Below are 21,050 nucleotides of genomic sequence, written 5' to 3'. Positions count from 1 at the left end.
CGCCGCTTCTGCCTATCTGACCCCCAATTCCCGGAAGGATCGCCCTTCCGGTCCCCGTCATCTGCGGGGATCGCCCCCCGTCAGCGCGTTGCGCCCACGGGGGCGTCACTGTTTTGGACCGCAGGAGGCCCGCGATGTTCGAGAACCTGTCCGACCGGCTTGGCGGCGTCTTCGACCGGCTGACCAAGCAGGGCGCGCTGTCCGAGGATGACGTGGCCGCCGCCATGCGCGAGGTGCGGGTCGCGCTGCTCGAGGCCGATGTCTCGCTGCCAGTCGCGCGCAGCTTCGTGAAATCGGTGACGCAGAAGGCCACCGGATCGGCGGTCACGAAGTCGGTGACGCCCGGCCAGCAGGTCGTGAAGATCGTCCATGACGAGCTGATCAAGGTCCTGCAGGGCGACGGCCAGCCCGAGGCGCTGCGCATCGACAACCCGCCCGCGCCGATCCTGATGGTCGGCCTTCAGGGCTCGGGCAAGACCACGACTACTGCCAAGCTGGCCAAGCGCCTCAAGGACCGCGAGAAGAAGCGCGTCCTGATGGCATCGCTGGACACCAACCGTCCTGCCGCGATGGAACAGCTGGCGATCCTGGGCCAGCAGATCGGCGTGGACACCCTGCCGATCGTGCCCGGCCAGACCGCCACCCAGATCGCCAGCCGCGCGAAACAGCAGGCCAGCCTTGGCGGCTATGACGTCTACATGCTGGACACCGCCGGGCGGCTGCATATCGACCAGGTGCTGATGGACGAGGTGCAGGCCGTCCGCGACATCGCCCAGCCGCGCGAGACATTGCTGGTCGTCGACGGGCTGACCGGCCAGGACGCGGTCAATGTCGCGACCGAGTTCGACGGCAAGGTGGGCATCTCGGGCGTCGTGCTGACCCGGATGGACGGCGACGGGCGCGGCGGCGCGGCGCTGTCGATGCGCGCCGTCACCGGCAAGCCGATCCGCTTCGTCGGCCTTGGCGAAAAGATGGACGCGCTGGAAGGCTTTGACGCGCAGCGCATCGCCGGCCGCATCCTCGGCATGGGCGACATTGTCGCGCTGGTCGAGAAGGCCCAGGAAGTGCTGGAGGTCGAGCAGGCCGAACGCATGATGAAGCGGTTCCAGAAGGGGCTGTTCAACATGAACGACCTCAAGGGCCAGCTGGAACAGATGCAGAAGATGGGCGGGCTGCAATCCATCATGGGCATGATGCCCGGCATGCAGAAGATGGCCAAGCAGGCCGAGGCCGCCGGCATGGACGACAGCGCGATCCGCCAGCAGATCGCGCTGATCAACTCGATGACCAGGAAGGAACGCGCCAACCCCGCGATCCTTCAGGCCAGCCGCAAGAAGCGCATCGCGCAGGGCGCCGGCATGGACGTGGCCGAGTTGAACAAGCTGCTGAAGATGCAGCGCCAGATGGCCGACACGATGAAGAAGCTGGGCAAGATGGGCAAGGGCGGAATGCTGAAACAGGCCATGCGCGCGATGACCGGCCGCGGCGGCGGGCTGCCCGACATGGAGAACATGGATCCCGCGAAACTGGCCGAGGCCACGAAGATGCTGCAGGACCCCAAGGGCCTTGGCGGCGATCTGGGCAAGGCCGGACTGCCCGGCGGCCTGTCGGGCCTGTTTGGCAAGAAATAGCCGCATGTCCATCGCCGCGCCCCGTCACCAGCCGCCGCAGGTCCTGCACACGCAGCGCCTGCGCCTGCGCTTGCCCTGCGCGGATGATGCCGATGCCTATGCCGCCTTCTTCGCCGATGCCGAGGCGTCACATTTCTATGGTGGCCCGCTGCGGCGCGATCAGGCCTTTGCCATCCTCTGCCGCGACATCGGTCACTGGTCCCTGCGCGGCTTCGGCAAGTTCGCGGTCATCCGCGACGGCCGGACCGTCGGCGGCTGCGGAATCGTGCATCCCGAGGGCTGGCCACGCCACGAATTGACCTGGTGGCTGCTGCCCGAGGCGCGCGGCGCCGGCCTTGCCACAGAAGCCTCGCGCGCGGTGCTGGGCTGGGCGCGCGACGCTCTCGGTCTTGCCGATGTCGAGACGCATTTTCACGACGACAACAGTGCCGCGCTGCGGCTGACACGGGCGCTTGGCGGGCAGCGGCTGGGACGCGCGACGTTCCCCGATGGCATCGACCGGGACATCCATGCGATCCAGACTGCGGAGGCCGGGGCATGACCGGCCTGCAGCCCACGCCCGTGCTGACCACCGCGCGGCTGATCCTGCGCGCGCCGGTTGCGGCGGACTGGCCGCACTGGCTGGCCTTTGCGCAATCCGACCGCGCCGCCTTCATCCTGGACGGCAACACCGATCCCTCCTTCGCCTGGCGGGTGCTCGGCCATGCCGTCGGCCACTGGGTCCTGCGCGGCTATGGCATGTTCGTCATCGCCCTTCGCGGCGAGGACCGCCCGCTTGGAATGGCGGGTCCGTGGTTTCCCGAGGGCTGGCCCGAACGCGAGATCGGCTGGACCATCTGGACGGCCGAGGCCGAGGGCAAGGGCTACGCCCTTGAGGCCACGACCGCCGCCCGTGACTTTGCGTTCGGCACCCTGGGCTGGGACACCGCGGTCAGCTATGTCAATGCCGACAATGCCCGGTCGATTGCGCTGGCAAGGCGGCTTGGCGCGACCCTTGACCGCGATGCGGCGGCACCGGACTTCGACGAATCCTGCCTCGTCTTCCGCCACCCCGCGCCCGCCCGCAGCGAACGGAGCCTGCCATGACCGATCCCGTTGCCCGCGCCGCCGCGCTGCTGAAGGAGCATCGCGCCAGCATCGACCGGCTGGATGCGATCCTTGTCTATACGCTTGCCGAACGGTTCAAGCACACCCAATCCGTCGGCCGTCTCAAGGCCGACCACGACCTTCCTCCGTCCGATCCTGCCCGCGAGGCGCAGCAGATCGAGCGGTTGGAACGCCTCGCGCGCGAGGCCGACCTGGACCCGGAATTCGCGCGCAAATTCCTGAACTTCGTGATCGAGGAAGTCATCCGGCATCACGAAATCTTTCAATCCTAGGGCGTTACCCGCGCCCGACCGCCATTTCAAAGGAGTAACCCAAATGGCCATGAAGATCCGTCTCGCCCGTGGTGGTTCGAAGAAGCGCCCCCACTATTCCATCGTCGCCTCGGATTCGCGCATGCCGCGCGACGGCCGCTTCCTGGAGAAGCTCGGCACCTACAACCCGCTGCTGGCCAAAGACAGCGAGGATCGCATCAAGATGAATGTCGAGCGCGTGCAGTACTGGCTGGGACAGGGCGCGCAGCCGACCGACCGCGTCGCCCGCTTCCTGGAAGCCGCCGGCGTCAAGGACAAGGCCGAGCGCAAGAACATGAAGAAGGCCGAGCCGGGCGCCAAGGCCAAGAAGCGCGCCGAGGAAAAGGCCGCCAAGGCCGCCGCCCCCGCCGAAGCCGAGTAATCCGGCAATCCGGGCTGGCGGGCCGCCCTCGCCAGCCCCCGATCCCGAGGGGGCCGCATGACCAGCGAGCGCATCTGCGTCGGCGCGATCGCCGGGGCCTTCGGGGTCCAAGGCGAAGTGCGGCTGAAAAGCTTCTGCGCCGAACCCGCCGACATTGCGGGCTATGGCCCGCTGACGACCGAGGATGGCAGGCGCAGCTTCACTGTCAGGCTGACGCGGCCGGTCACCGGCGGGCTGGGCGCGCGGCTGTCGGGAGTTGCCACGCGCGAGGATGCCGAGGCGCTGAAGGGCGTCACGCTGTGGGCCCGGCGGGCCGCCCTGCCCTCGCTGCCCGACGAAGAATTCTACCACGCCGACCTGATCGGGCTGGAGGTGGTGGATACCGGCGGGCAGGTTCTGGGCCGGGTCCGGGCGATCTATGACCACGGTGCCGGCGACATTCTGGAGGTGGTGGGCGGCAGCCAGATCCTGCTGCTGCCCTTCACCCGCGCCGTCGTGCCGACCGTCGACCTGACGGCGCGGCGCATCATCGCCGACCCACCGGACAGCGACGAATGACCGACGCGCCGAAATCGCATGGGCGACTGGCGATCCGGCCCAGCCTGCGCCCGCGCGACCTGATGTCCGAGCCGCAGGTCGCGGGCGCATGGACGGCCAGCGTTGTGACGCTGTTTCCCGAGGCCTTTCCCGGCCTCCTCGGCCTGTCGCTGACCGGCAAGGCGCTGGCCGAGGGGCTGTGGAACCTGCGCATGATCCCGCTGCGGGACTTCGGGATCGGCCGGCATCGCAATGTCGATGACACGCCCGCCGGGGGCGGCGCCGGCATGGTGATCCGCGCCGACGTGCTGGACGCGGCCCTGCGCGAGGCGCGCCAGGCAGCGCCCGGCCCGGTGATCTACATGTCCCCGCGCGGCACGCCGCTGACCCAGGCCCGCGCGCGGACACTGGCCGAGGGGCCGGGCGTCACCCTCATCTGCGGCCGTTTCGAGGGGGTGGACCAGCGCGTTCTGGACGCCCACGAGATCGAGGAAATCAGCATTGGCGACTATGTCCTGACCGGGGGCGAGATCGCGGCTCAGGTCTTGATCGATGCGACGGTCCGGCTTATACCGCGCGTGCTGGGGAATCAGGATTCTCTGGCCGAGGAATCCTTTTCCATCGGCAATCGGGGCCTTCTGGAAGCCCCCCAGTACACGAAGCCCGCCCGATGGGACGGCCGCGAGATCCCCGAGGTTCTGCTTTCGGGACATCACGCGGCCATTGCCGCTTGGCGGGCGCGTGAGGCCGAAAGGCTGACCAAGGAACGCCGCCCCGACCTGTGGCGGGCATTTGCGCAGACGCAGATGGACCCGGCAAAGGACCGACAGCTCTCGGGCGCATCAGACCAATCGCGGGACCGCCGCGAGCATGACAAGGAACCCAGGCGATGAACCTGATTGCAGAACTCGAAGCCGAGCAGATCGCCCAGCTCGGCAAGACCATCCCCGACTTCAAGGCCGGCGACACCATCCGCGTCGGCTACAAGGTGACCGAGGGCACCCGGTCGCGCGTGCAGAACTATGAAGGCGTCTGCATCTCGCGCAAGGGCGGCAGCGGCATCGGCGCCAGCTTCACCGTGCGCAAGATCAGCTTTGGCGAAGGCGTGGAACGGGTGTTCCCGCTGTATTCGACCAACATCGATTCGATCGAGGTGGTGCGCCGCGGCAAGGTCCGCCGGGCCAAGCTGTACTACCTGCGCGACCGTCGCGGCAAATCGGCCCGCATCGCCGAGAAAACCAACTACCGCCCCAAAGCCGACGCCTGAGAGGTCACCCGATGAGAAAAGACATTCACCCCGACTACCACTTGATCGAAGTCAAGATGACCGACGGGACCGTGTATCAGACCCGTTCGACCTGGGGCGCCGAGGGCGATTCCATGTCGCTGGACATCGACCCGACCTCGCACCCGGCCTGGACCGGCGGCTCGTCGCGCCTGATGGATACCGGCGGGCGCGTGTCCAAGTTCAAGAACAAATACGCCGGCCTCGGCTTCTGATCCGACGGCCATCGCGACGCAGGACGCCGCCCCGATCCGGGCGGCGTTTTTCATGTGCATCGCGCGGCGCGCGACGCGCCCATCACGAATTCGTCATCCCCTGCACCGCCCGCGACGGGCGGTCCGTGTCTGTGCGCACATGCTTCGATAGATGGAGGATCACGATGCAGCTGACCAAGATCACCGCCCTCGCCGCCAGCGCCGTCCTGATGGGGTCGGTCGCCTATGCCGACATGCACGGGGACATGCCCGCAACGGTCGTCGACATTGTCGTGAATTCGGACGATCACACCACGCTTGAAACCGCCGTGGTCGAGGCGGGCATGGCCGAGACCCTGTCGGGCGAGGGACCGTTCACGATCTTTGCCCCCACCGACGCGGCCTTCGCCGCGCTGCCTGCCGGTGCGCTTGACGCCGCGCTGGCCGAGGAAAGCAAGGACACGCTGAAGGCCATTCTCGGCTGTCATGCGGTCGCGGCCAAGGCGATGGCGGCCGATGTGATCGCGATGGTGGAACAGGGCGGCGGCACCGCCGAAGTGACCACGGTCGGCAATTGCAAGCTGAACCTGACCGTGGCCGATGGCATGGTGAAGATCAACGATGTGGTCACCGTGACCGCCGCCGATCTTGCCGCGGGCAATGGTGTCGTCCATGTCATCGACGGCGTGCTGATGCCGGCGATGTAGGGCCGACCAGTCGCGCGCATGACGAAGGGGGCCGTTCGGCCCCCTTTTTTCACCCCGATGCATCGCGCGGATCAGGCCGCCGCGGCGCCCGGCTCGACCAGCGCCACGATATCCATCATGATGCCGTTCAGCTGGAAATCCTTGGGGGTATAGACCCGCGCCACGCCCATCGCCAGCAGGCGCCGCGCGTCGTCATCGGGAATGATCCCGCCGACGATCACCGGGATGTGGCCGATGCCCGCGGCCCGGACCCGCTCCATCACCTCCTCGATCAATGGCAGGTGGCTGCCCGACAGGATCGACAGCCCGATCACATGCGCGTCCTGTTCCACCGCCCGCGCGACGATCTGTTCGGGCGTCAGGCGAATCCCCTCATAGGTGATGTCCATGCCGCAATCGCGGGCGCGGAACGCGATCTGTTCGGCGCCGTTGGAATGGCCGTCCAGGCCCGGTTTGCCGACCACGAATTTCAGCCGCCGCCCCAGCCGCGCGCTGACTGCATCGACGGCCTCGCGGATGTCATCCAACCCTTCCGTGCGGTTCGAGGGGCTCGCCGAGACGCCGGTCGGGCCGCGATATTCGCCATGCACCGCGCGCATCACCCCGGCCCATTCGCCCGTCGTGGCACCCGCCTTCGCCGCGGCGATGGAAGGCGGCATGATGTTCCGCCCGGCCCGCGCCGCCTCGCGCAGAGCCGCCAGCGCGGCCTGCACCGCCGCCTCGTCGCGGCTGTCGCGCCAGTCCCGCAGCCGGCCGATCTGATCCTGCTCGACTGCGGGATCGACGACCATGATGCCGCCATCGCCCGCGGTCAGGGGCGAATCCTCGCCCTGCTGCCAGCGGTTCACCCCGACCACGACCGTCTCGCCGGCCTCGACCCGGTTCAGCCGCTCGGCGTTCGATTCGACAAGCCGGGATTTCATGTAGTCGATGGCCGCGATGGCGCCGCCCATCTCGTCCAGCAGGCGCAATTCGTCGCGGGCGCCCTGCTTCAGTTCCTCGACCTTCGCGGCGATGGCGGGGTTGCCGTCGAACAGGTCGCCGAATTCCAGCAGGTCGGTCTCGTAGGCCAGGATCTGCTGCATCCGCAACGACCACTGCTGATCCCAGGGACGCGGCAGGCCCAGGGCCTCGTTCCAGGCCGGCAATTGCACCGCCCGCGCCCGCGCGTTCTTTGACAGCGTGACGGCCAGCATTTCCAGCAGGATGCGATAGACGTTGTTTTCGGGCTGCTGCTCGGTCAGGCCGAGGCTGTTGACCTGCACGCCATAGCGAAAGCGGCGAAACTTCTCCTCCGCGATGCCATAGCGGTCGCGGCAGATCTCGTCCCACAACTCGGTAAAGGCGCGCATCTTGCACAGCTCGGTCACAAAGCGGATGCCGGCATTCACGAAAAAGCTGATCCGCCCGACCATCGCCGGAAACTCGGCCTCGGGAACCTTGCCCTTCAGGTCGTCCAGCACGGCGATGGCCGTGGCCAGCGCATAGGCCAGTTCCTGCTGCGGCGTCGCCCCGGCCTCTTGCAGATGATAGGAACAGACATTCATCGGGTTCCATTTCGGCAGATGCTCGCGCGTGTAGGCCGCCACGTCGGTGATCATCGCCAGGCTGGGCTTGGGCGGGCAGATATAGGTGCCGCGCGACAGATATTCCTTGATCAGGTCGTTCTGCACGGTGCCCTGCAGCCGCGCGACATCGGCGCCCTGTTCCTCGGCCACGGCGATATACAACGACAGCAGCCAGGGCGCCGTCGCGTTGATCGTCATCGAGGTGTTCATCTGTTCCAGAGGGATCTGGTCGAACAGCGCGCGCATGTCACCCAGATGGCAGACCGGCACGCCGACCTTGCCCACCTCTCCCCGCGCAAGCACATGGTCGCTGTCATATCCGGTCTGCGTCGGCAGGTCGAACGCGACCGACAGCCCCGTCTGCCCCTTCGCCAGGTTGCCGCGATACAGCGCGTTCGATTTGACGGCGGTGGAATGGCCCGCATAGGTGCGGAACAGCCAGGGTTTGTCCTTCTCGGCCATCGCGGTCCCTCGCAACAATCTTTCGGTTGACCTGTGGATACCGAAAGATTGCTGCGCCGTCAATTCGCCGCGGCGCGGCAATCGAATGGGACTTTCGGACATAATATTACAATTTTTGCGCCAATCCGGTTGCAATGTTTCTTATTGCATCGTAGGACCATGCCGATCCGCTGTGGCGATTCTGCGCCGCGGCACGACGCCAAGGAGATGCTGATGGCTCTGGACGCCCCGACCCCGATCGCGCCCTACGACGCACCCGTGAAGGACCTGTATGACGTCGGCGAGATGCCGCCCCTCGGCCATGTGCCCAAGCAGATGCATGCCTGGGCGATCCGCCGCGAACGGCAGGGTGAGCCGACCCAGGCCATGCAGCTTGAGGTGGTGGACGTTCCGACCATCGACAGCAACGAGGTGCTGGTCCTGGTGATGGCGGCCGGCGTCAACTACAACGGTATCTGGGCTGGCCTGGGTGTTCCGATCAGCATGTTCGACGTGCACAAGCAGCCCTACCACATCGCCGGCTCGGACGCCTCGGGGATCGTCTGGGCGGTCGGCGACAAGGTGAAACGCTGGAAGGTCGGCGACGAGGTCGTGATCCACTGCAACCAGGACGACGGCGACGACGAGGAATGCAACGGCGGCGATCCGATGTATTCGCCCACCCAGCGCATCTGGGGCTACGAGACGCCGGACGGCAGCTTTGCCCAGTTCACCCGCGTCCAGTCGCAGCAGCTGATGCCGCGCCCGCGCCACCTGACCTGGGAGGAATCGGCCTGCTACACGCTGACCCTGGCCACCGCCTACCGGATGCTGTTCGGGCATGAGCCGCACGAGCTGAAGCCGGGCATGAACGTGCTGGTCTGGGGCGCCTCGGGCGGGCTGGGATCCTATGCGATCCAGCTGATCAACGCGGCCGGCGGCAACGCCATCGGCGTCATCAGCGAAGAGGACAAGCGCGACTTCGTGATGGGCCTTGGCGCGAAAGGCGTCATCAACCGCAAGGAATTCAAGTGCTGGGGCCAGTTGCCCACGGTGAACACGCCTGAATACAAGGAGTGGTTCAACGAGGTCCGCAAGTTCGGCAAGGCGATCTGGGACATCACCGGCAAGGGCAACAATGTCGACATCGTCTTCGAGCATCCCGGCGAGGCGACCTTCCCGGTCAGCACCTTCGTCTGCAAGAAGGGCGGCATGGTGGTGATCTGCGCCGGCACCACCGGCTTCAACTGCACCTTCGACGTGCGCTACCTGTGGATGCACCAGAAGCGCGTGCAGGGCAGCCATTTCGCGCATCTCAAGCAGGCCAGCGCGGCCAACAAGCTGATGCTGGAACGCCGCCTCGACCCCTGCATGTCAGAGGTCTTCCCCTGGGCGGACATCCCCGAGGCGCATATGAAGATGTACCGCAACCAGCACAAGCCGGGCAACATGTCGGTGCTGGTGCAGGCGCCGACGACCGGACTGCGCACCTTCGAGGATGCGCTGGAGGCGGGCCGGTCCTGATCGCCCGGCATCGAGGTGACCCGTCAGGCACCGCCCCGAAAGGGCGGTGTCTTGCGTTGCGCGGCGCATCCGCTCAGGCGGTGCGGCCATCCTCGCCCAGGATCCGGCACTTCCATTCGCGGACACGCTCGGCCGGATGGCGTTCGATCCATTCGGCCAGTTCGGACTGGCTGCGGATCATGCAGGTCATCACGCCGATCTCATCGGCATAGACGAGGCTGCGGTCACGGCACTGCGACGGATCGGCCGACAGGCAGGTGACGAAGAACAGTTCGATCATCGGATCGTCCTTTCATGGCTCCTCCCTGACGCATGGCTCCCCAGCCCTCATACTAAAGGATGATAATCCGAATCGGCCGCAGAACGCAGTTGCCGAAAGGGTCAGTTCGACCGCTGCCGGAAAATCCGGCCGCCGCAGGCGGACGCTGACTGCATCTTTGCCATCCAAGGCATGGGGCGGCCTCAGATCTTCCGGCCGTCCTGCCGGGCGGGACGGCATTTCCATTCGCGCACCACCTCGCGGGGATGCGTCGCGACCCAGCGGGCCAGTTCGTTCTGGCCCTGCAGCATGCAGGAGAACAGGCCGTTCTGCATCTCGAACAGAAGGCTGTGATCCTCGCAGGCCTCGGGCTCGCCCATGAGGCAGGTGACGAAAAACAACTCGATCATGCGCGCTCCTCCCGCCGGGATACACGCGCGGGGCGGCGAATGGTTGCGGGGGCCTTCGCTTTCGCCGCGCGCCGGGCTAAGGCTGGGCCATGACCGGCCAGACCCCCGCCCCCGCGACCTCGCCTCCTGCCCTGTCGCCCGACCAGGCCGACGCCTGGGACGCGCTGGCCGAAACCTTCGCCCAGGCGGGGATCGACCTGACCGCCGAAGAACTGCACCCGCCGCAGCCCGGCAAGGGCCGGGTGATGGCGGTGATCGGCAAGGCCGGGTCCGGCAAGACGCTGCTGCTGGCGCAGATCACCCGCGCGCTGCGAGAGGCCGGGGTCGAGATCGTCAGCGCCGATTACGAGGGCCGGCGCCGCAAGGATCGCCGCAGTCTCGCCGTGCTGGCGCCGACCAACAAGGCGGCCTTCGTGCTGCGCATGCGCGGCGTGCCCGCAACGACCATCCACCGCATCCTCTACACGCCGGTCTACGATCCCGAATACGAACGGATCGCCGAATGGCTGGCCGGCGAGGGCGCGCGCCCCAAGACCGATACCATGCCCGACGAGGCACTGGATCGCGCCAAGGCGTTCTATGACACCCATGCCTCGGTTCCCGGCGCGCTGGCGGCCGCGGGGCTGCGCGGGTCGGATTTCATCAAGGGATGGAAGCGGCGCGAGGAGGGGCTGGATGTCGGGCTGATCGACGAGGCCTCGATGCTGGACGAAAGGCAGTTCGACGACCTGCGCGAGATCTTCCCGGTGCTGGTGCTGTTCGGCGATCCCGCGCAGCTTGCCCCGGTCGGGCAATCGGGCGAGATGGTGTTCGACCGCCTTGCCGCCCCGCAGCGGCTGATCCTGAACCGCATCCACAGGCAGGCCGATGACAGCCCGATCCTTGACCTCGCCCATGCGCTGGCCGACGAGGCGCTGGGCTTCGACGATTTCGAGCGCATGGTCCGAGACGCCGCCCGCCGCGACGATCGCGTCATCTGGGCCGAGCGCGTGGACAGCGACCTTCTGTCCCGCAGCCCTGTGCTGGTCTGGCGCAACGCCACGCGGATCCGGCTGATCCACGCCTTCCGGGCCGCCTATGGCGCCCCCGGAGACGCGCTGCTGCCGGGCGAGCCGCTGATCTGCGACGGCCTGGAACTGCCGCTGAAATACCGCAAGAAGCGCATCGACCTCGAGGCGCGCGGGCTGATCAAGGGTGCGCAGGTCGTCTATCTGGGACCGGGCCGCAAGCCGGGCTTCTCACGCCTGCACGTCATCCGTGCCGAGGACCCGCGCCTCTCGGCCGCCAGCATCGTCAAGATCGAGATGCCCGATCAGGACGAACCCTTCATTCCCTATGCCGCGCGCATGGGCGCGGCCTTCCTGCACGGCGCCGCGGTGACGATCCACAAGTCGCAGGGCAGCCAGTGGCCCGATGTGCAGGTCTTCGCTCCCGACATCTCGGCCGCCGCATGGTCGAACCGCAGCGAGGCCGGGATCGCGCTGTGGAAGCGGCTGGCCTATGTGGCGATCACCCGCGCGCAGCACCGGCTGATCTGGGTGACGCGGGCGCGGCTGGCCCGCCCGACCCGCCCGCTGAGTACCGAGGATCTGGCGGTGCCGGCCCCCGCGCTGGAGCTGGACGAGACCGCGGACTGAACGCGGGGGCGGGATCGGCTGCCCGCGCTCAGCCCGTCGCGGGCGGGGGCGCGCGCCGCGCACGACGGTCGATGGCAAGGCGCAGCGCCTCGACCAGCGCCTCGTGCGGCAGGCCGGTTTCGCGGCCAAGCCGCAGGATGCCGAAATGGACCCGCGCCAGTTCCTGATAATAGCGTGCGAAGGTGTAGTTGATCGAGGCGCCGACCACCGCGCCGAAGATCGGCGCCGCCTGCGCGGCCAGCTTCTGGCCCAACGACACCGACAGGCGGGGCGCGACGCGGCTGATCAGGCCCTGCACGGTCTGCCCGGTGACCGACATGCGGGCCGCCAGAAGGCCCAGGTCGGTGCTGTCATCCTCGGACATCGGCCCGGCGGCGGCAAAGATTCGCAGGCACTCCATCCGCACCTCCTCGCTGTCGGGATCAAGCCCGTGTTCGGAGGCGATGTCCAGCATGGCGCGCAGCAGCAGCGTCACCGTCACCGGCAGTTCGATCATCGCGCCGGGCAGCCCGCCGACACCGCCCGCCGCGCCGCTGACCGTCGAGGCGAGCCGGTTGAACCAGTCGCCCCGGTCCCGCAGCACACGCCGCGAGGAAGCGGCGGCCCCGAAGGCGCGGTTCAGCGCAGTACGGGTGATGCGATCCAGCCGGGCCCGCACGAAGGCGGGCAGACGGCCGATCAGGCTTTCGGCGCTGTCGCCGACAATCGCCATGACCTCCATTCCCAGCCCGCCCGCGTCAAGATAGCGGCGGGCGAGACGGTCGATCTGGTCGTGAACGCCCGGGTCACGGATCGGCGGCAGGACCGCCTGGGCTGTTGGCACCATCTGTCTGCTCTCTCGGATGCGCGACGTTGTTTCAGGTCCTGTCGATATGGCGGACCGGTCCGCCCTGCGCCAGCCCCGCCGGCGGCGCGGCGGTGTCGGCGCGGGTGACCGGCCCCGCGACGTCAACCCAGGCCCCCTCGCAAAGTTCCAGCCCCAGGACGCGGTCGGGATTGGTCGGCGGCGGCATCTCGACATGGTCGAGGCGGGTGAAGCCGAACCGCGAATAATAGGGCGCATCGCCGACCAGCAGGACACGCTCCCACCCGGCGCGGGCGGCGCGGGCCAGGCTGTCGCGCATCAGCAGCGCACCCAGCCCTTCGCCCTGGGCGATCGGGTGCACCGCGATCGGACCCAGCAGCAGCACTCGATGCGCGCCGATCCGGGCCGGCCAGTAGCGGATCGCGGCCTGCAGGCTGCCCCCCTCGCCGCGCAGCAGCAGGCACAGATCGGCCACGCGCGGCACGCCCTCGCGCAGCCGATAGGACGACAGCGCCGTGCGGCCCGGTGCGAAGCACAGGTCATAGAGGGCCTCGACCTCGGGCTCGTCGTCAGGCGTTTCGGTGCAGATCTCGTACATCGCGCATCCCTGTCCTGCGGCGCCCTTAACATGCCGCGCAGGCAGGCGGAACATTGCGGCTTTCGAAAAGCGGTGGCAGGTTGGGCCGGACCATGACAGGAGGCAGCCCTTGTTCTATCGCCCCGAAGCCGGCCACGGCCTGCCCCACAACCCCTTCAACGCGCTGATCGCGCCGCGTCCGATCGGCTGGATCTCGACGCGGGGCCGGCTGGGCGACAACCTCGCCCCCTATTCCTTCTTCAACGCGGTGGCCTATGTGCCGCCGCAGGTGATGTTCGCCTCGACCAGCACCAAGCCCGACCGGCGCGGCACCAAGGACAGCGTGGCCCAGATCACCGAGACGGGGGTGTTCTGCGTGAACATCGCGACGGGCGATCTGCGCGACCAGGTCAATGCCTCATCCGCGCCGCTGCCGGCCGGGCGCAGCGAATTCGAGGCCACGGGTATCGAGGCCGCGGAATGCCACAGCATCGACTGTCCGCGCGTGGCGGGCGCGGCGGCGGCGCTGGAATGCCGCATGACGCGGATCATCCCGCTGGCCGGCGAAGCGAACTTCATGGTGCTGGGCGCGGTGACGGGCGTGCATCTGCGCGACGACTGTATTGTCGAGGGCCGCTTCGACCCGCGCGCCGCGGGGGGCTGGATCGCCCGGCTGGGCTACAAGGACTATGCCACCGTGACCGAGCTGTTCGAGATGGAGCGCCCGGCATGACGCGCACGGTCCGAGACTATATCCGCACCATCGCCGATTTCCCCCATGAGGGGATCATGTTCCGCGACGTGACCACACTGTTTGCCGACCCGCGCGGCTTCCGCATGGCCATCGACCAGTTGCTGCATCCCTATGCCGGGATCGCCATCGACAAGGTGGCCGGCCTCGAGGCGCGCGGATTCATCCTTGGCGGGGCGGTGGCCCATCAGCTGTCGACAGGCTTCGTGCCGGTGCGCAAGAAGGGCAAGCTGCCCGGCACGGTGATCTCGGAAGCCTATCAGCTGGAATATGGCGAAGCGGTGATGGAACTGCATGACGACGCCATCGTGCCGGGCGAACGGGTGCTGATCGTCGATGACCTGCTGGCGACCGGCGGCACCGCCGAGGCCGGCATCCGCCTGTGCCGGAGGCTTGGTGCCGAGGTTATCGGCTGCGCCTTCGTGATCGACCTGCCCGACCTTGGTGGCCGGGCGCGGCTCGAGGCGCTGGGCATGCCCGTGCATGTGCTGACAGCCTTCGAGGGGGATTGACGCGCCATCGGGGCAGAAACGGATCGCCGCAAACGGCGTTCCGCCGTCCTTGAGTCACGCGGTCATCGCGAAGCTGTCGACCTGCGCGCGGTGCCAGTATTTCGCGAAGGCCGGATGCGCCACCGCGCCCGATACCAGTTCGCCCGGCTGCAGCCAGTCATAGAGGCTTGCGGCGGACCGCACCTCGCGCGGGCCTGTTCGGATCATCAGGTGATGAGGCGTGAACTGGTCGGGATGGCGCAGCCCCGAGCTTTCGCAGGCTTCCTTCAGCGCATGCATGGTGGCCGCGTGAAAGCGGGCGGCGCGCACGGCCTTGTCGGGCACGACCAGCGCACGATAGCGGTCGGGGTCCTGCGTGGTGATGCCGGTCGGGCATTTGCCGGTATGGCAGGCCTGCGCCTGGATGCAGCCGATCGCGAACATGAACCCCCGCGCCATGTTCACGCCATCCGCACCCAGCGCCGAGATGCGGCAGATGTCGAAGGCGGTCACGATCTTGGCCGAGGCGACAAGCTTGATCCGGTCGCGGATGCCAAGGCCCACGAGGGTGTTGTGGACCAGCATCAGGCCGTCGCGCAGCGGCGCGCCCTTGTGGTCGGCGAACTCGACCGGCGCGGCGCCGGTGCCGCCCTCGCCGCCATCGACGGTGATGAAATCGGGGGCGATCCCGGTCTCGCGGAACGCCTTGGCCAGCGCGAACCATTCCCAGGGATGGCCTACGCACATCTTGATGCCGACCGGCTTTCCGCCCGACATCTCGCGAAGGCGCGCGATGAAGCTGCACAGACCCCGCGGCGTGGAAAAGGCCGAATGCGACGACGGGCTGATGCAGTCCACGCCCACCGGCACGCCCCGCGCCTCGGCGATGGCGGTCGTGACCTTGGGTCCGGGCAGGATGCCGCCATGGCCCGGCTTGGCGCCCTGGCTCAGCTTGATCTCGATCATCTTCACGGCCTCGTCGGCGGCGGCCTCGGTGAAGCGTTCGGCGCTGAAGCCGCCATCGGCGTCGCGACAGCCGAAATAGCCCGAGCCGATCTGCCAGACCAGATCGCCCCCCATCCGGTGATAGCGCGAGATCGATCCCTCGCCCGTGGTGTGGGCAAAGCCGCCGGCCTTCGCCGCGCGGTTCAGCGCCTCGATCGCATTGGGCGACAGCGCGCCGTAGGACATGCCCGAGATGTTGACCACCGAACTGTCATAGGGTCGGGTGCAGTCCGGCCCGCCGACGCGGATGCGGAAATCCTGGTCGGGAAGATGCGTCGTCGCCATCGAGTGGTTCAGCCATTCATAGCCGTCGCTGTAGACATTGCAAAGCGTGCCGAAGGGCCGCACGCCCTCGATCCCCTTCGAGCGGCGATAGACGACCGCCCGCTGTTCGCGCGAAAACGGCGTCTCGGCGTGATCGTCCTCGACGAAATACTGCCGGATCTCGGGCCGGAAATGTTCCAGCAGATAGCGCATCCGCGACGACAGCGGGTAGTTGCGCATCAGCGCGTGCTGGGTCTGGGTCAGGTCGTGGATGCCGACCGCCGTGCCGGCGAGGCCCAGCAGTGCGACGAACACGCCCAGCACCGGCGCGGGGCCGATCAGCAACAGCCCCATCGGAATCAGCAGGACCGCCACGGCAAAGGGCAGATAGCGTTCGTAATGCCGCGCAAATTCGGTCGCGTGGGTAAAGCGCAGGCGCATCCCTTCCTCCGGTCCCGGGCAATGACCAGACAGGGATAGCACGCAAGTCTTAAGATTACATAGCGGCAGGACTGCCTAGAAGCTCAGCACCGCACCCGGATTCATGATCCCGGCCGGGTCCAGCGCGGCCTTGATGGCGCGCATCGCGGCCAGACGGCCCGGATCGCCCCAGCGGGCGAGATCGGCCACCTTCAGCCGCCCCACCCCGTGCTCAGCCGAAAAGGAGCCGCCGCGCGCCACCACCATCTCGTGGATGCGCCGGGACAGGTCGTGCCGCACGGCGTCGTAATCGCCGCGCTGGCGGCCCGCGGCGGGGAACAGGTTGTAATGCAGGTTGCCATCGCCCAGATGGCCGAAGCAGTTGATCCGCATGTCGCCCTCGGCCCCCAGCATCGCGCCGGCCTCTCGGATGAAGTCGGCCACCCCCGACAGCGGCAGGCTGATGTCGTGGCTGGCGATGGCGCCGACGGCGCGATTGGCCAGCGGGATCGTCTCGCGCAGGGCCCAGACCTCGGCGGCCTGCTGACCCGATTGGGCGATCACGCCGTCCGAGACGAGGCCGGCCTCGCAACCCGCCCCGAACAGGCGTTCCAGCGCGTCCTGCGCCGGCAGCCCCTCGGGCAGGCCCACCTCGACGAGAACCGCCCATTCGGGCCGGACGGCAAAGGGCTGCCGCGTCTGCGGAAAATGTTCGGCCAGGAATTCCAGCCCCTGCCCGGCGATCAGTTCGAACGCGGTCACGCAGCCGGCCAGGCGGGTCTGCGCCATCGACAGAAGCCGCAGGGCCGCCTCGGGGCTTTCGACGACCAGCATCGCCACGCCGGACTCGGCCGGCACCGGGGCCAGCACCAGCGCGGCGCCGGTGATTACGCCCAGGGTGCCCTCGGCCCCGATCAGCAGGTCGCGCAGGTCGTAGCCGGTATTGTCCTTGCGCAGCCGCTTGAGGTCGTGGAGGATCTCACCCGACGGCAGCACCGCCTCGATCCCCAGGCACAGCGCGCGGGCATTGCCGTGGCGCAGCACGTTCACCCCGCCGGCATTGGTCGACAGCACCCCGCCGATCTGTGCGCTGCCCTGCGAGGCCAGCGACAGCGGGAACTGACGGCCCGCGTCCGCCGCAGCCGCCCGCGCCTCGTGCAGGGAGACGCCGGCCTCGGCGATCATCACCGCCTCGTCGGCATGCACCCCGCGGATGCGGCGCATCCGTTCCAGCGACAGGATCAGCGGCAGCGGCCCTTGGGGCATGACCTGCCCGCCCACCAGCCCGGTGCCGCCACCGCGCGGCACCACCGGCACGCGGGCCTCGGCGCAGGCGCGGATGACGGCCGCGACCTCGTCAAGATCGCGCGGCGCGGCGATCAGCCCTGCCTGGCCCTGATAGCGGCCGCGCGGTTCTTCCAGATAGGCGGGGGCGACGGGGCGCAGCACGCCCTGGGGCAGCCTTGCGGCCAGATGCCTGTCGGCCGCGGCCAGATCCATCATGTGCCCTCCTTCGGCACCCGCGCGGGCGGGTCAGCGCGCCTCGCTGCGGCCGCGCCGGTCGCCGCGCAGATTGGCGTAAAGCACATGGTTGCGCCAGCGCCCGTTGATCTGAAGATAGCTTTGCGCCACCCCCTCATACTTGAAGCCCGACCGTTCCAGCACGCCGCGCGAGGCGGCGTTCTCGGGCAGGCAGGCGGCCTCGACGCGGCTGAGGTCCAGCGCCGAGAAGGCGTGATGCACCAGCGCCCCGATCGCCTCGCGCATATAGCCCTGCCGCGCGAAGGGCTGGCCGATCCAGTAGCCGATGGTGCCGGTCTGCGCCGGACCGCGGCGGATGTTGTCAAGCGTGATGGCGCCCAGCAGCACACCGTCGCGACGCAGCAGGAACAGCGGCAGGGCGGTGCCGCCCCGGCTGGCGCGGCCGGCCCAGTAGACGCGGTTGGTGAAACTCTTGCGCGACAGGTGATCGGCGGACCAGACCGGCTCCCACGGGGTGAGGAAGTCGCGGCTTTCGATGCGCAGCGCGGTCCAGGCGGCAAAGTCTGAATGGACGGGCAGCCGCAGGACGATCCGCTCGGTTTCCAGCCGGACGGTGCGCCGCCGTGAGAACATCAGGCGGCAAGCCGCTCGGCAAGCCGGTCCAGGCTCGGCGCCGCCTTGACCGGGCCATACAGCGCCAGGGCGGGACGGGCGCTGCCGATCAGCCGTTCGGCATGGCCGCGCACATCGGCAAGGCTGACGGCGGCAATGCGCTCGGCCACCTCGGTCGGGTCCAGCACGCGCCCCCAGATGGCCAGCACGCGGGCGATGCGCTCGGCCTGCGAGGACGGGCTCTCCAGCCCCATCAGCAGGCCCGCGCGCAGCTGCGCCTTGGCACGGGCGACCTCGGCCTCGGTCAGATCGCCCGCGGCGCGGCGCATCTCGTCGATGGTCAGGTTCGCGAGATCGGCAATGTCCTCGGCACCGGTGCCGGCATAGATGGTCAGCATCCCGGTATCGTCGTGAAAGCCCGACTGCGCGAAGATCGTGTAGCACAGCCCGCGTTCCTCGCGGATCTTCTGGAACAGCCGCGAGGACATGCCCCCGCCAAGCGCGGCGGAGAAGATCTGCGCGGCATAGAAATCGGGGGCCAGATAGCCCGGTCCCTCCAGCGCCAGCGCGAAGTGGGCCTGTTCCAGCTTCTTGACGCGGCGCTCCTCGCGCCCCAGCCAGACGGCGCTTTCGCGCGGCCTCTGAAGGATCGGCGCCAGATGCCCGAAGGCGGCCTCGGCAAGCCGGACGATGCGGTCGTGATCGACGGCGCCCGCGGCCGCCACGATCATCTGGCCGGGACCGTAATTCTCGGCCACGAAACCGGAGAGATCGGCGCGCCCGAAGCCGCTGACCCGGTCGGCCGGGCCAAGGATCGGCCGGCCGATGGGCTGGTCGGGATAGGCGGCCTCTTGCAGCCAGTCGAAGATGATGTCGTCGGGCGTGTCCATCGCCTGCCCGATCTCCTGCAGGATCACGCCACGCTCGACCTCGATCTCGCGCTCGTCGAAGATCGGGTTCAGCACGATGTCAGAGATCACGTCGAAGGCCAGATCGACATCGTTTTCCAGCACGCGGACGTAATAGGCGGTCGCATCGCGCGAGGTGTAGGCGTTGATGAATCCGCCGACATCCTCGATCGCCTCGGCGATCTGCAGCGCGCTACGGGTCGCGGTGCCCTTGAACGCCATGTGCTCGAGGAAATGCGCGATGCCATTCTGTTCGACCCGTTCGTTGCGGCCCCCCGCATTCACCCAGACGCCAAGCGCGGCCGAATGCAGGCCCGGCATGTCGCGCGTGGCGATGCGCAGTCCGTTCGGCAGGGTGGTCAGGCGCAGATGGGGGTCGCTGGTCAATTGGTTCTCCGTTCAAGGATCAGCGATCTAATCGCCTCGACGTCGTTTTCAACCCGCGTCACACGCTCGGGCCGGTCGAACAGCCCGGCCATATGCGGCGGCAGGTCCGGGCGGATGCCGACCGCCCGTTCGACCGCATCCGGAAACTTTGCGGGATGCGCGGTGGCCAGTGTCACCATCGGCACGCCGGGTTCAAGATGCTGTCGCGCGACGGCCACGCCGACGGCGCTGTGCGGACACAGGACCTCGCCGGTTTCCTCGCGGATGGTGCGGATCATCGCCAGCGTCTCGTCCTCGCCGACGCGGCCCGACAGATACTGCTCGCGCAGCGCCTGCAACGCGCCCTGGCTGATCGTGAAGCCGCCCGATTTCAGCTCGGCCATCAACTGCGCGATCGCGCCCGCGTCACCACCATAGGCCCAGTAGAGCGCGCGTTCGAAATTCGAGCTGACCTGGATGTCCATCGAGGGGCTGATCGAGGGATGCACCTCGCCCGTCCGGTAGTCGCCGGTCGTCAGCGCGCGGTGCAGGATGTCGTTCTGGTTCGTCGCCACGATCAGGCGGCGGATCGGCACGCCCATCGCCCGGGCGATGCTGCCCGCGAAGATGTCGCCGAAATTGCCGGTCGGCACGCAGAAATCCGTCTGCCGCATCCCCAGGCTGGCGGCGGCGGTGACGTAATAGACCACCTGGGCCACGACCCGCGCCCAGTTGATGCTGTTGACGCCGGCCAGACCCACCCGGTCGCGGAAGGCATGGTCGTTGAACAGGTCCTTCAGCCGCGCCTGGCAATCGTCGAAATGGCCACTGACGGCCAGCGCATGGATGTTCGGCGCGTCGGGCGTCGTCATCTGGCGGCGCTGCACCTCGCTGACGCGGCCATGCGGGAACATGATGAACACGTCCACATTGTCGATGCCGCGGAACGCCTCGATCGCGGCGCTGCCGGTATCGCCCGAGGTCGCGCCGACGATCGTGATCCGCTGCCCCGACCGCGCAAGCGCGATCCGGAACAGCTGGGCGATCAGTTGCATCGCGAAGTCCTTGAAGGCCAGCGTGGGCCCGTGGAACAGCTCCAGCAGGTGATGGCCGGGGGCAAGCTGCACCAGCGGCGCGCGGGCGGCATGGGCGATGCGGGCATAGGCGCGGTCGATCGCCCCGCGCAGTTCGTCGTCAGAGAAGCTGTCGCCGGTGAAAGGGCGGATCACCCGCAAGGCGACCTCCTCGTAGGGCAGCCCGTCCAGGTCGCCAAGGCCGGACAGCGCCGGAACCGTCTGCGGCAGGTACAGCCCGCCATCCCGCGCCAGCCCCGACAGCATCGCCTGTTCGAAGTCGAGAACCGGGGCCTCTCCCCGCGTCGAGACGTAGCGCATCGC

At 68.1% G+C, this 21,050-nt stretch carries 24 protein-coding genes; 14 read left to right on the top strand and 10 right to left on the bottom strand.

Annotation, left to right across the window (positions count from 1 at the left end; genetic code table 11):
- The first annotated feature begins 134 nt into the window (after positions 1-134).
- From ffh to Q5Y72_RS11115, 10 genes are all read left to right on the top strand, one after another.
- Positions 135-1,631, top strand: a complete 1,497-nt coding sequence (ffh, locus tag Q5Y72_RS11160; RefSeq protein ID WP_305963503.1) for a signal recognition particle protein — start codon at positions 135-137, stop codon at positions 1,629-1,631.
- Positions 1,632-1,635: 4 nt separating this feature from the next.
- Positions 1,636-2,172, top strand: coding sequence for a GNAT family N-acetyltransferase (locus tag Q5Y72_RS11155; RefSeq protein WP_305963502.1), 537 nt, complete (start codon positions 1,636-1,638; stop codon positions 2,170-2,172).
- Positions 2,169-2,717 (top strand): GNAT family N-acetyltransferase, encoded by a 549-nt coding sequence (locus Q5Y72_RS11150; protein ID WP_305963501.1) that lies wholly within the window; start codon positions 2,169-2,171, stop codon positions 2,715-2,717. The genes Q5Y72_RS11155 and Q5Y72_RS11150 overlap by 4 nt, the downstream gene beginning before the upstream one ends.
- Complete coding sequence (locus Q5Y72_RS11145; RefSeq protein WP_305963500.1) at positions 2,714-3,010, top strand: chorismate mutase; 297 nt, start codon at positions 2,714-2,716, stop codon at positions 3,008-3,010. Before Q5Y72_RS11150 ends, Q5Y72_RS11145 begins: the two co-directional genes overlap by 4 nt.
- Before the next feature lie 43 nt (positions 3,011-3,053).
- On the top strand, positions 3,054-3,410 hold the full coding sequence (gene rpsP, locus Q5Y72_RS11140; RefSeq protein ID WP_305963499.1) for a 30S ribosomal protein S16: 357 nt from the start codon (positions 3,054-3,056) through the stop codon (positions 3,408-3,410).
- A gap of 57 nt (positions 3,411-3,467) precedes the next feature.
- A complete protein-coding gene (gene rimM / locus Q5Y72_RS11135) occupies positions 3,468-3,968 on the top strand; it encodes a ribosome maturation factor RimM (protein WP_305963498.1) in 501 nt (166 codons plus the stop codon).
- Positions 3,965-4,840: a tRNA (guanosine(37)-N1)-methyltransferase TrmD gene (trmD, locus tag Q5Y72_RS11130; RefSeq protein WP_305963497.1), complete on the top strand. Its 876-nt coding sequence runs from the start codon at positions 3,965-3,967 to the stop codon at positions 4,838-4,840. Before rimM ends, trmD begins: the two co-directional genes overlap by 4 nt.
- The gene (gene rplS, locus Q5Y72_RS11125; RefSeq protein ID WP_305963496.1) at positions 4,837-5,214 is read left to right on the top strand and encodes a 50S ribosomal protein L19; all 378 of its coding nucleotides are present in this window, start codon (positions 4,837-4,839) and stop codon (positions 5,212-5,214) included. The genes trmD and rplS overlap by 4 nt, the downstream gene beginning before the upstream one ends.
- 11 nt (positions 5,215-5,225) lie before the next feature.
- Positions 5,226-5,447: a 50S ribosomal protein L31 gene (gene rpmE / locus Q5Y72_RS11120; protein ID WP_305963495.1), complete on the top strand. Its 222-nt coding sequence runs from the start codon at positions 5,226-5,228 to the stop codon at positions 5,445-5,447.
- Between the two features lie 164 nt (positions 5,448-5,611).
- On the top strand, positions 5,612-6,133 hold the full coding sequence (locus tag Q5Y72_RS11115; protein WP_305963494.1) for a fasciclin domain-containing protein: 522 nt from the start codon (positions 5,612-5,614) through the stop codon (positions 6,131-6,133).
- 71 nt (positions 6,134-6,204) lie between these two features.
- Here the strand turns inward: Q5Y72_RS11115 and Q5Y72_RS11110 are convergent, their stop codons facing one another.
- Positions 6,205-8,163 carry a methylmalonyl-CoA mutase family protein gene (locus Q5Y72_RS11110; RefSeq protein WP_504222730.1) on the bottom strand — a complete coding sequence of 653 codons (1,959 nt, stop codon included), beginning with the start codon at positions 8,161-8,163 and terminating at the stop codon, positions 6,205-6,207.
- Positions 8,164-8,376: 213 nt separating this feature from the next.
- On the opposite strand from Q5Y72_RS11110, the gene ccrA reads away from it, so the two are divergent.
- Positions 8,377-9,666, top strand: coding sequence for a crotonyl-CoA carboxylase/reductase (gene ccrA / locus Q5Y72_RS11105; protein WP_305963492.1), 1,290 nt, complete (start codon positions 8,377-8,379; stop codon positions 9,664-9,666).
- Positions 9,667-9,739: 73 nt separating this feature from the next.
- Here the strand turns inward: ccrA and Q5Y72_RS11100 are convergent, their stop codons facing one another.
- The gene (locus tag Q5Y72_RS11100; RefSeq protein WP_305963491.1) at positions 9,740-9,946 is read right to left on the bottom strand and encodes a hypothetical protein; all 207 of its coding nucleotides are present in this window, start codon (positions 9,944-9,946) and stop codon (positions 9,740-9,742) included.
- A gap of 182 nt (positions 9,947-10,128) precedes the next feature.
- Entirely contained in the window at positions 10,129-10,335 is a 207-nt protein-coding gene (locus Q5Y72_RS11095) for a hypothetical protein (protein ID WP_305963490.1), read from the bottom strand.
- Between the two features lie 89 nt (positions 10,336-10,424).
- Here Q5Y72_RS11095 and Q5Y72_RS11090 point away from each other — a divergent pair, with 89 nt between their 5' ends.
- The gene (locus tag Q5Y72_RS11090) at positions 10,425-11,972 is read left to right on the top strand and encodes an ATP-dependent DNA helicase (RefSeq protein WP_305963489.1); all 1,548 of its coding nucleotides are present in this window, start codon (positions 10,425-10,427) and stop codon (positions 11,970-11,972) included.
- A 28-nt stretch (positions 11,973-12,000) separates the two neighbouring features.
- Here Q5Y72_RS11090 and Q5Y72_RS11085 read toward each other — a convergent pair whose 3' ends face one another.
- Both Q5Y72_RS11085 and Q5Y72_RS11080 read right to left on the bottom strand, forming a co-directional pair.
- The gene (locus Q5Y72_RS11085; protein ID WP_305963488.1) at positions 12,001-12,798 is read right to left on the bottom strand and encodes an EcsC family protein; all 798 of its coding nucleotides are present in this window, start codon (positions 12,796-12,798) and stop codon (positions 12,001-12,003) included.
- A 31-nt stretch (positions 12,799-12,829) separates the two neighbouring features.
- Entirely contained in the window at positions 12,830-13,375 is a 546-nt protein-coding gene (locus Q5Y72_RS11080; protein ID WP_305963487.1) for a GNAT family N-acetyltransferase, read from the bottom strand.
- Positions 13,376-13,484: 109 nt separating this feature from the next.
- Between Q5Y72_RS11080 and Q5Y72_RS11075 the strand changes: the two genes are divergently transcribed.
- Entirely contained in the window at positions 13,485-14,087 is a 603-nt protein-coding gene (locus Q5Y72_RS11075; protein WP_305963486.1) for a flavin reductase family protein, read from the top strand.
- Positions 14,084-14,617 carry an adenine phosphoribosyltransferase gene (locus tag Q5Y72_RS11070; protein ID WP_305963485.1) on the top strand — a complete coding sequence of 178 codons (534 nt, stop codon included), beginning with the start codon at positions 14,084-14,086 and terminating at the stop codon, positions 14,615-14,617. Before Q5Y72_RS11075 ends, Q5Y72_RS11070 begins: the two co-directional genes overlap by 4 nt.
- Positions 14,618-14,671: 54 nt before the next feature.
- Here Q5Y72_RS11070 and Q5Y72_RS11065 read toward each other — a convergent pair whose 3' ends face one another.
- From Q5Y72_RS11065 to thrC, 5 genes are all read right to left on the bottom strand, one after another.
- Positions 14,672-16,306 (bottom strand): FMN-binding glutamate synthase family protein, encoded by a 1,635-nt coding sequence (locus tag Q5Y72_RS11065; protein ID WP_305963484.1) that lies wholly within the window; start codon positions 16,304-16,306, stop codon positions 14,672-14,674.
- A 75-nt stretch (positions 16,307-16,381) separates the two neighbouring features.
- Positions 16,382-17,785 carry an FAD-binding oxidoreductase gene (locus Q5Y72_RS11060; protein ID WP_371930814.1) on the bottom strand — a complete coding sequence of 468 codons (1,404 nt, stop codon included), beginning with the start codon at positions 17,783-17,785 and terminating at the stop codon, positions 16,382-16,384.
- 33 nt (positions 17,786-17,818) lie between these two features.
- Entirely contained in the window at positions 17,819-18,400 is a 582-nt protein-coding gene (locus Q5Y72_RS11055; protein ID WP_305963482.1) for a GNAT family N-acetyltransferase, read from the bottom strand.
- On the bottom strand, positions 18,400-19,674 hold the full coding sequence (locus Q5Y72_RS11050) for a M16 family metallopeptidase (protein WP_305963481.1): 1,275 nt from the start codon (positions 19,672-19,674) through the stop codon (positions 18,400-18,402). Before Q5Y72_RS11050 ends, Q5Y72_RS11055 begins: the two co-directional genes overlap by 1 nt.
- Complete coding sequence (gene thrC, locus Q5Y72_RS11045) at positions 19,671-21,047, bottom strand: threonine synthase (protein ID WP_305963480.1); 1,377 nt, start codon at positions 21,045-21,047, stop codon at positions 19,671-19,673. The genes Q5Y72_RS11050 and thrC overlap by 4 nt, the downstream gene beginning before the upstream one ends.
- Between the last annotated feature and the right edge of the window lie 3 nt (positions 21,048-21,050).

The organism is Paracoccus spongiarum, assembly GCF_030732095.1.
GTDB lineage: Bacteria > Pseudomonadota > Alphaproteobacteria > Rhodobacterales > Rhodobacteraceae > Paracoccus > Paracoccus spongiarum.
Note: the sequence above shows the minus strand (reverse complement) of the source record. Positions and strands in the feature narration are given on the sequence as shown.

Excerpts from the sequence above, each read along its gene's own strand:
- rpsP (WP_305963499.1), top strand. The coding sequence starts at position 3,054 with ATGGCCATGAAGATCCGTCTCGCCCGTGGTGGTTCGAAGAAGCGCCCC.
- Q5Y72_RS11080 (WP_305963487.1), bottom strand. The coding sequence starts at position 13,375 with ATGTACGAGATCTGCACCGAAACGCCTGACGACGAGCCCGAGGTCGAG.
- Q5Y72_RS11055 (WP_305963482.1), bottom strand. The coding sequence starts at position 18,400 with ATGTTCTCACGGCGGCGCACCGTCCGGCTGGAAACCGAGCGGATCGTC.
- Q5Y72_RS11085 (WP_305963488.1), bottom strand. The coding sequence starts at position 12,798 with ATGGTGCCAACAGCCCAGGCGGTCCTGCCGCCGATCCGTGACCCGGGC.
- thrC (WP_305963480.1), bottom strand. The coding sequence starts at position 21,047 with ATGCGCTACGTCTCGACGCGGGGAGAGGCCCCGGTTCTCGACTTCGAA.
- Q5Y72_RS11100 (WP_305963491.1), bottom strand. The coding sequence starts at position 9,946 with ATGATCGAACTGTTCTTCGTCACCTGCCTGTCGGCCGATCCGTCGCAG.
- Q5Y72_RS11115 (WP_305963494.1), top strand. The coding sequence starts at position 5,612 with ATGCAGCTGACCAAGATCACCGCCCTCGCCGCCAGCGCCGTCCTGATG.
- Q5Y72_RS11110 (WP_504222730.1), bottom strand. The coding sequence starts at position 8,163 with ATGGCCGAGAAGGACAAACCCTGGCTGTTCCGCACCTATGCGGGCCAT.
- Q5Y72_RS11095 (WP_305963490.1), bottom strand. The coding sequence starts at position 10,335 with ATGATCGAGTTGTTTTTCGTCACCTGCCTCATGGGCGAGCCCGAGGCC.
- Q5Y72_RS11065 (WP_305963484.1), bottom strand. The coding sequence starts at position 16,306 with ATGCGCCTGCGCTTTACCCACGCGACCGAATTTGCGCGGCATTACGAA.
- trmD (WP_305963497.1), top strand. The coding sequence starts at position 3,965 with ATGACCGACGCGCCGAAATCGCATGGGCGACTGGCGATCCGGCCCAGC.
- Q5Y72_RS11150 (WP_305963501.1), top strand. The coding sequence starts at position 2,169 with ATGACCGGCCTGCAGCCCACGCCCGTGCTGACCACCGCGCGGCTGATC.
- rimM (WP_305963498.1), top strand. The coding sequence starts at position 3,468 with ATGACCAGCGAGCGCATCTGCGTCGGCGCGATCGCCGGGGCCTTCGGG.
- Q5Y72_RS11090 (WP_305963489.1), top strand. The coding sequence starts at position 10,425 with ATGACCGGCCAGACCCCCGCCCCCGCGACCTCGCCTCCTGCCCTGTCG.
- Q5Y72_RS11070 (WP_305963485.1), top strand. The coding sequence starts at position 14,084 with ATGACGCGCACGGTCCGAGACTATATCCGCACCATCGCCGATTTCCCC.
- Q5Y72_RS11155 (WP_305963502.1), top strand. The coding sequence starts at position 1,636 with ATGTCCATCGCCGCGCCCCGTCACCAGCCGCCGCAGGTCCTGCACACG.
- ccrA (WP_305963492.1), top strand. The coding sequence starts at position 8,377 with ATGGCTCTGGACGCCCCGACCCCGATCGCGCCCTACGACGCACCCGTG.
- Q5Y72_RS11145 (WP_305963500.1), top strand. The coding sequence starts at position 2,714 with ATGACCGATCCCGTTGCCCGCGCCGCCGCGCTGCTGAAGGAGCATCGC.
- rplS (WP_305963496.1), top strand. The coding sequence starts at position 4,837 with ATGAACCTGATTGCAGAACTCGAAGCCGAGCAGATCGCCCAGCTCGGC.
- Q5Y72_RS11060 (WP_371930814.1), bottom strand. The coding sequence starts at position 17,785 with ATGGATCTGGCCGCGGCCGACAGGCATCTGGCCGCAAGGCTGCCCCAG.
- ffh (WP_305963503.1), top strand. The coding sequence starts at position 135 with ATGTTCGAGAACCTGTCCGACCGGCTTGGCGGCGTCTTCGACCGGCTG.
- rpmE (WP_305963495.1), top strand. The coding sequence starts at position 5,226 with ATGAGAAAAGACATTCACCCCGACTACCACTTGATCGAAGTCAAGATG.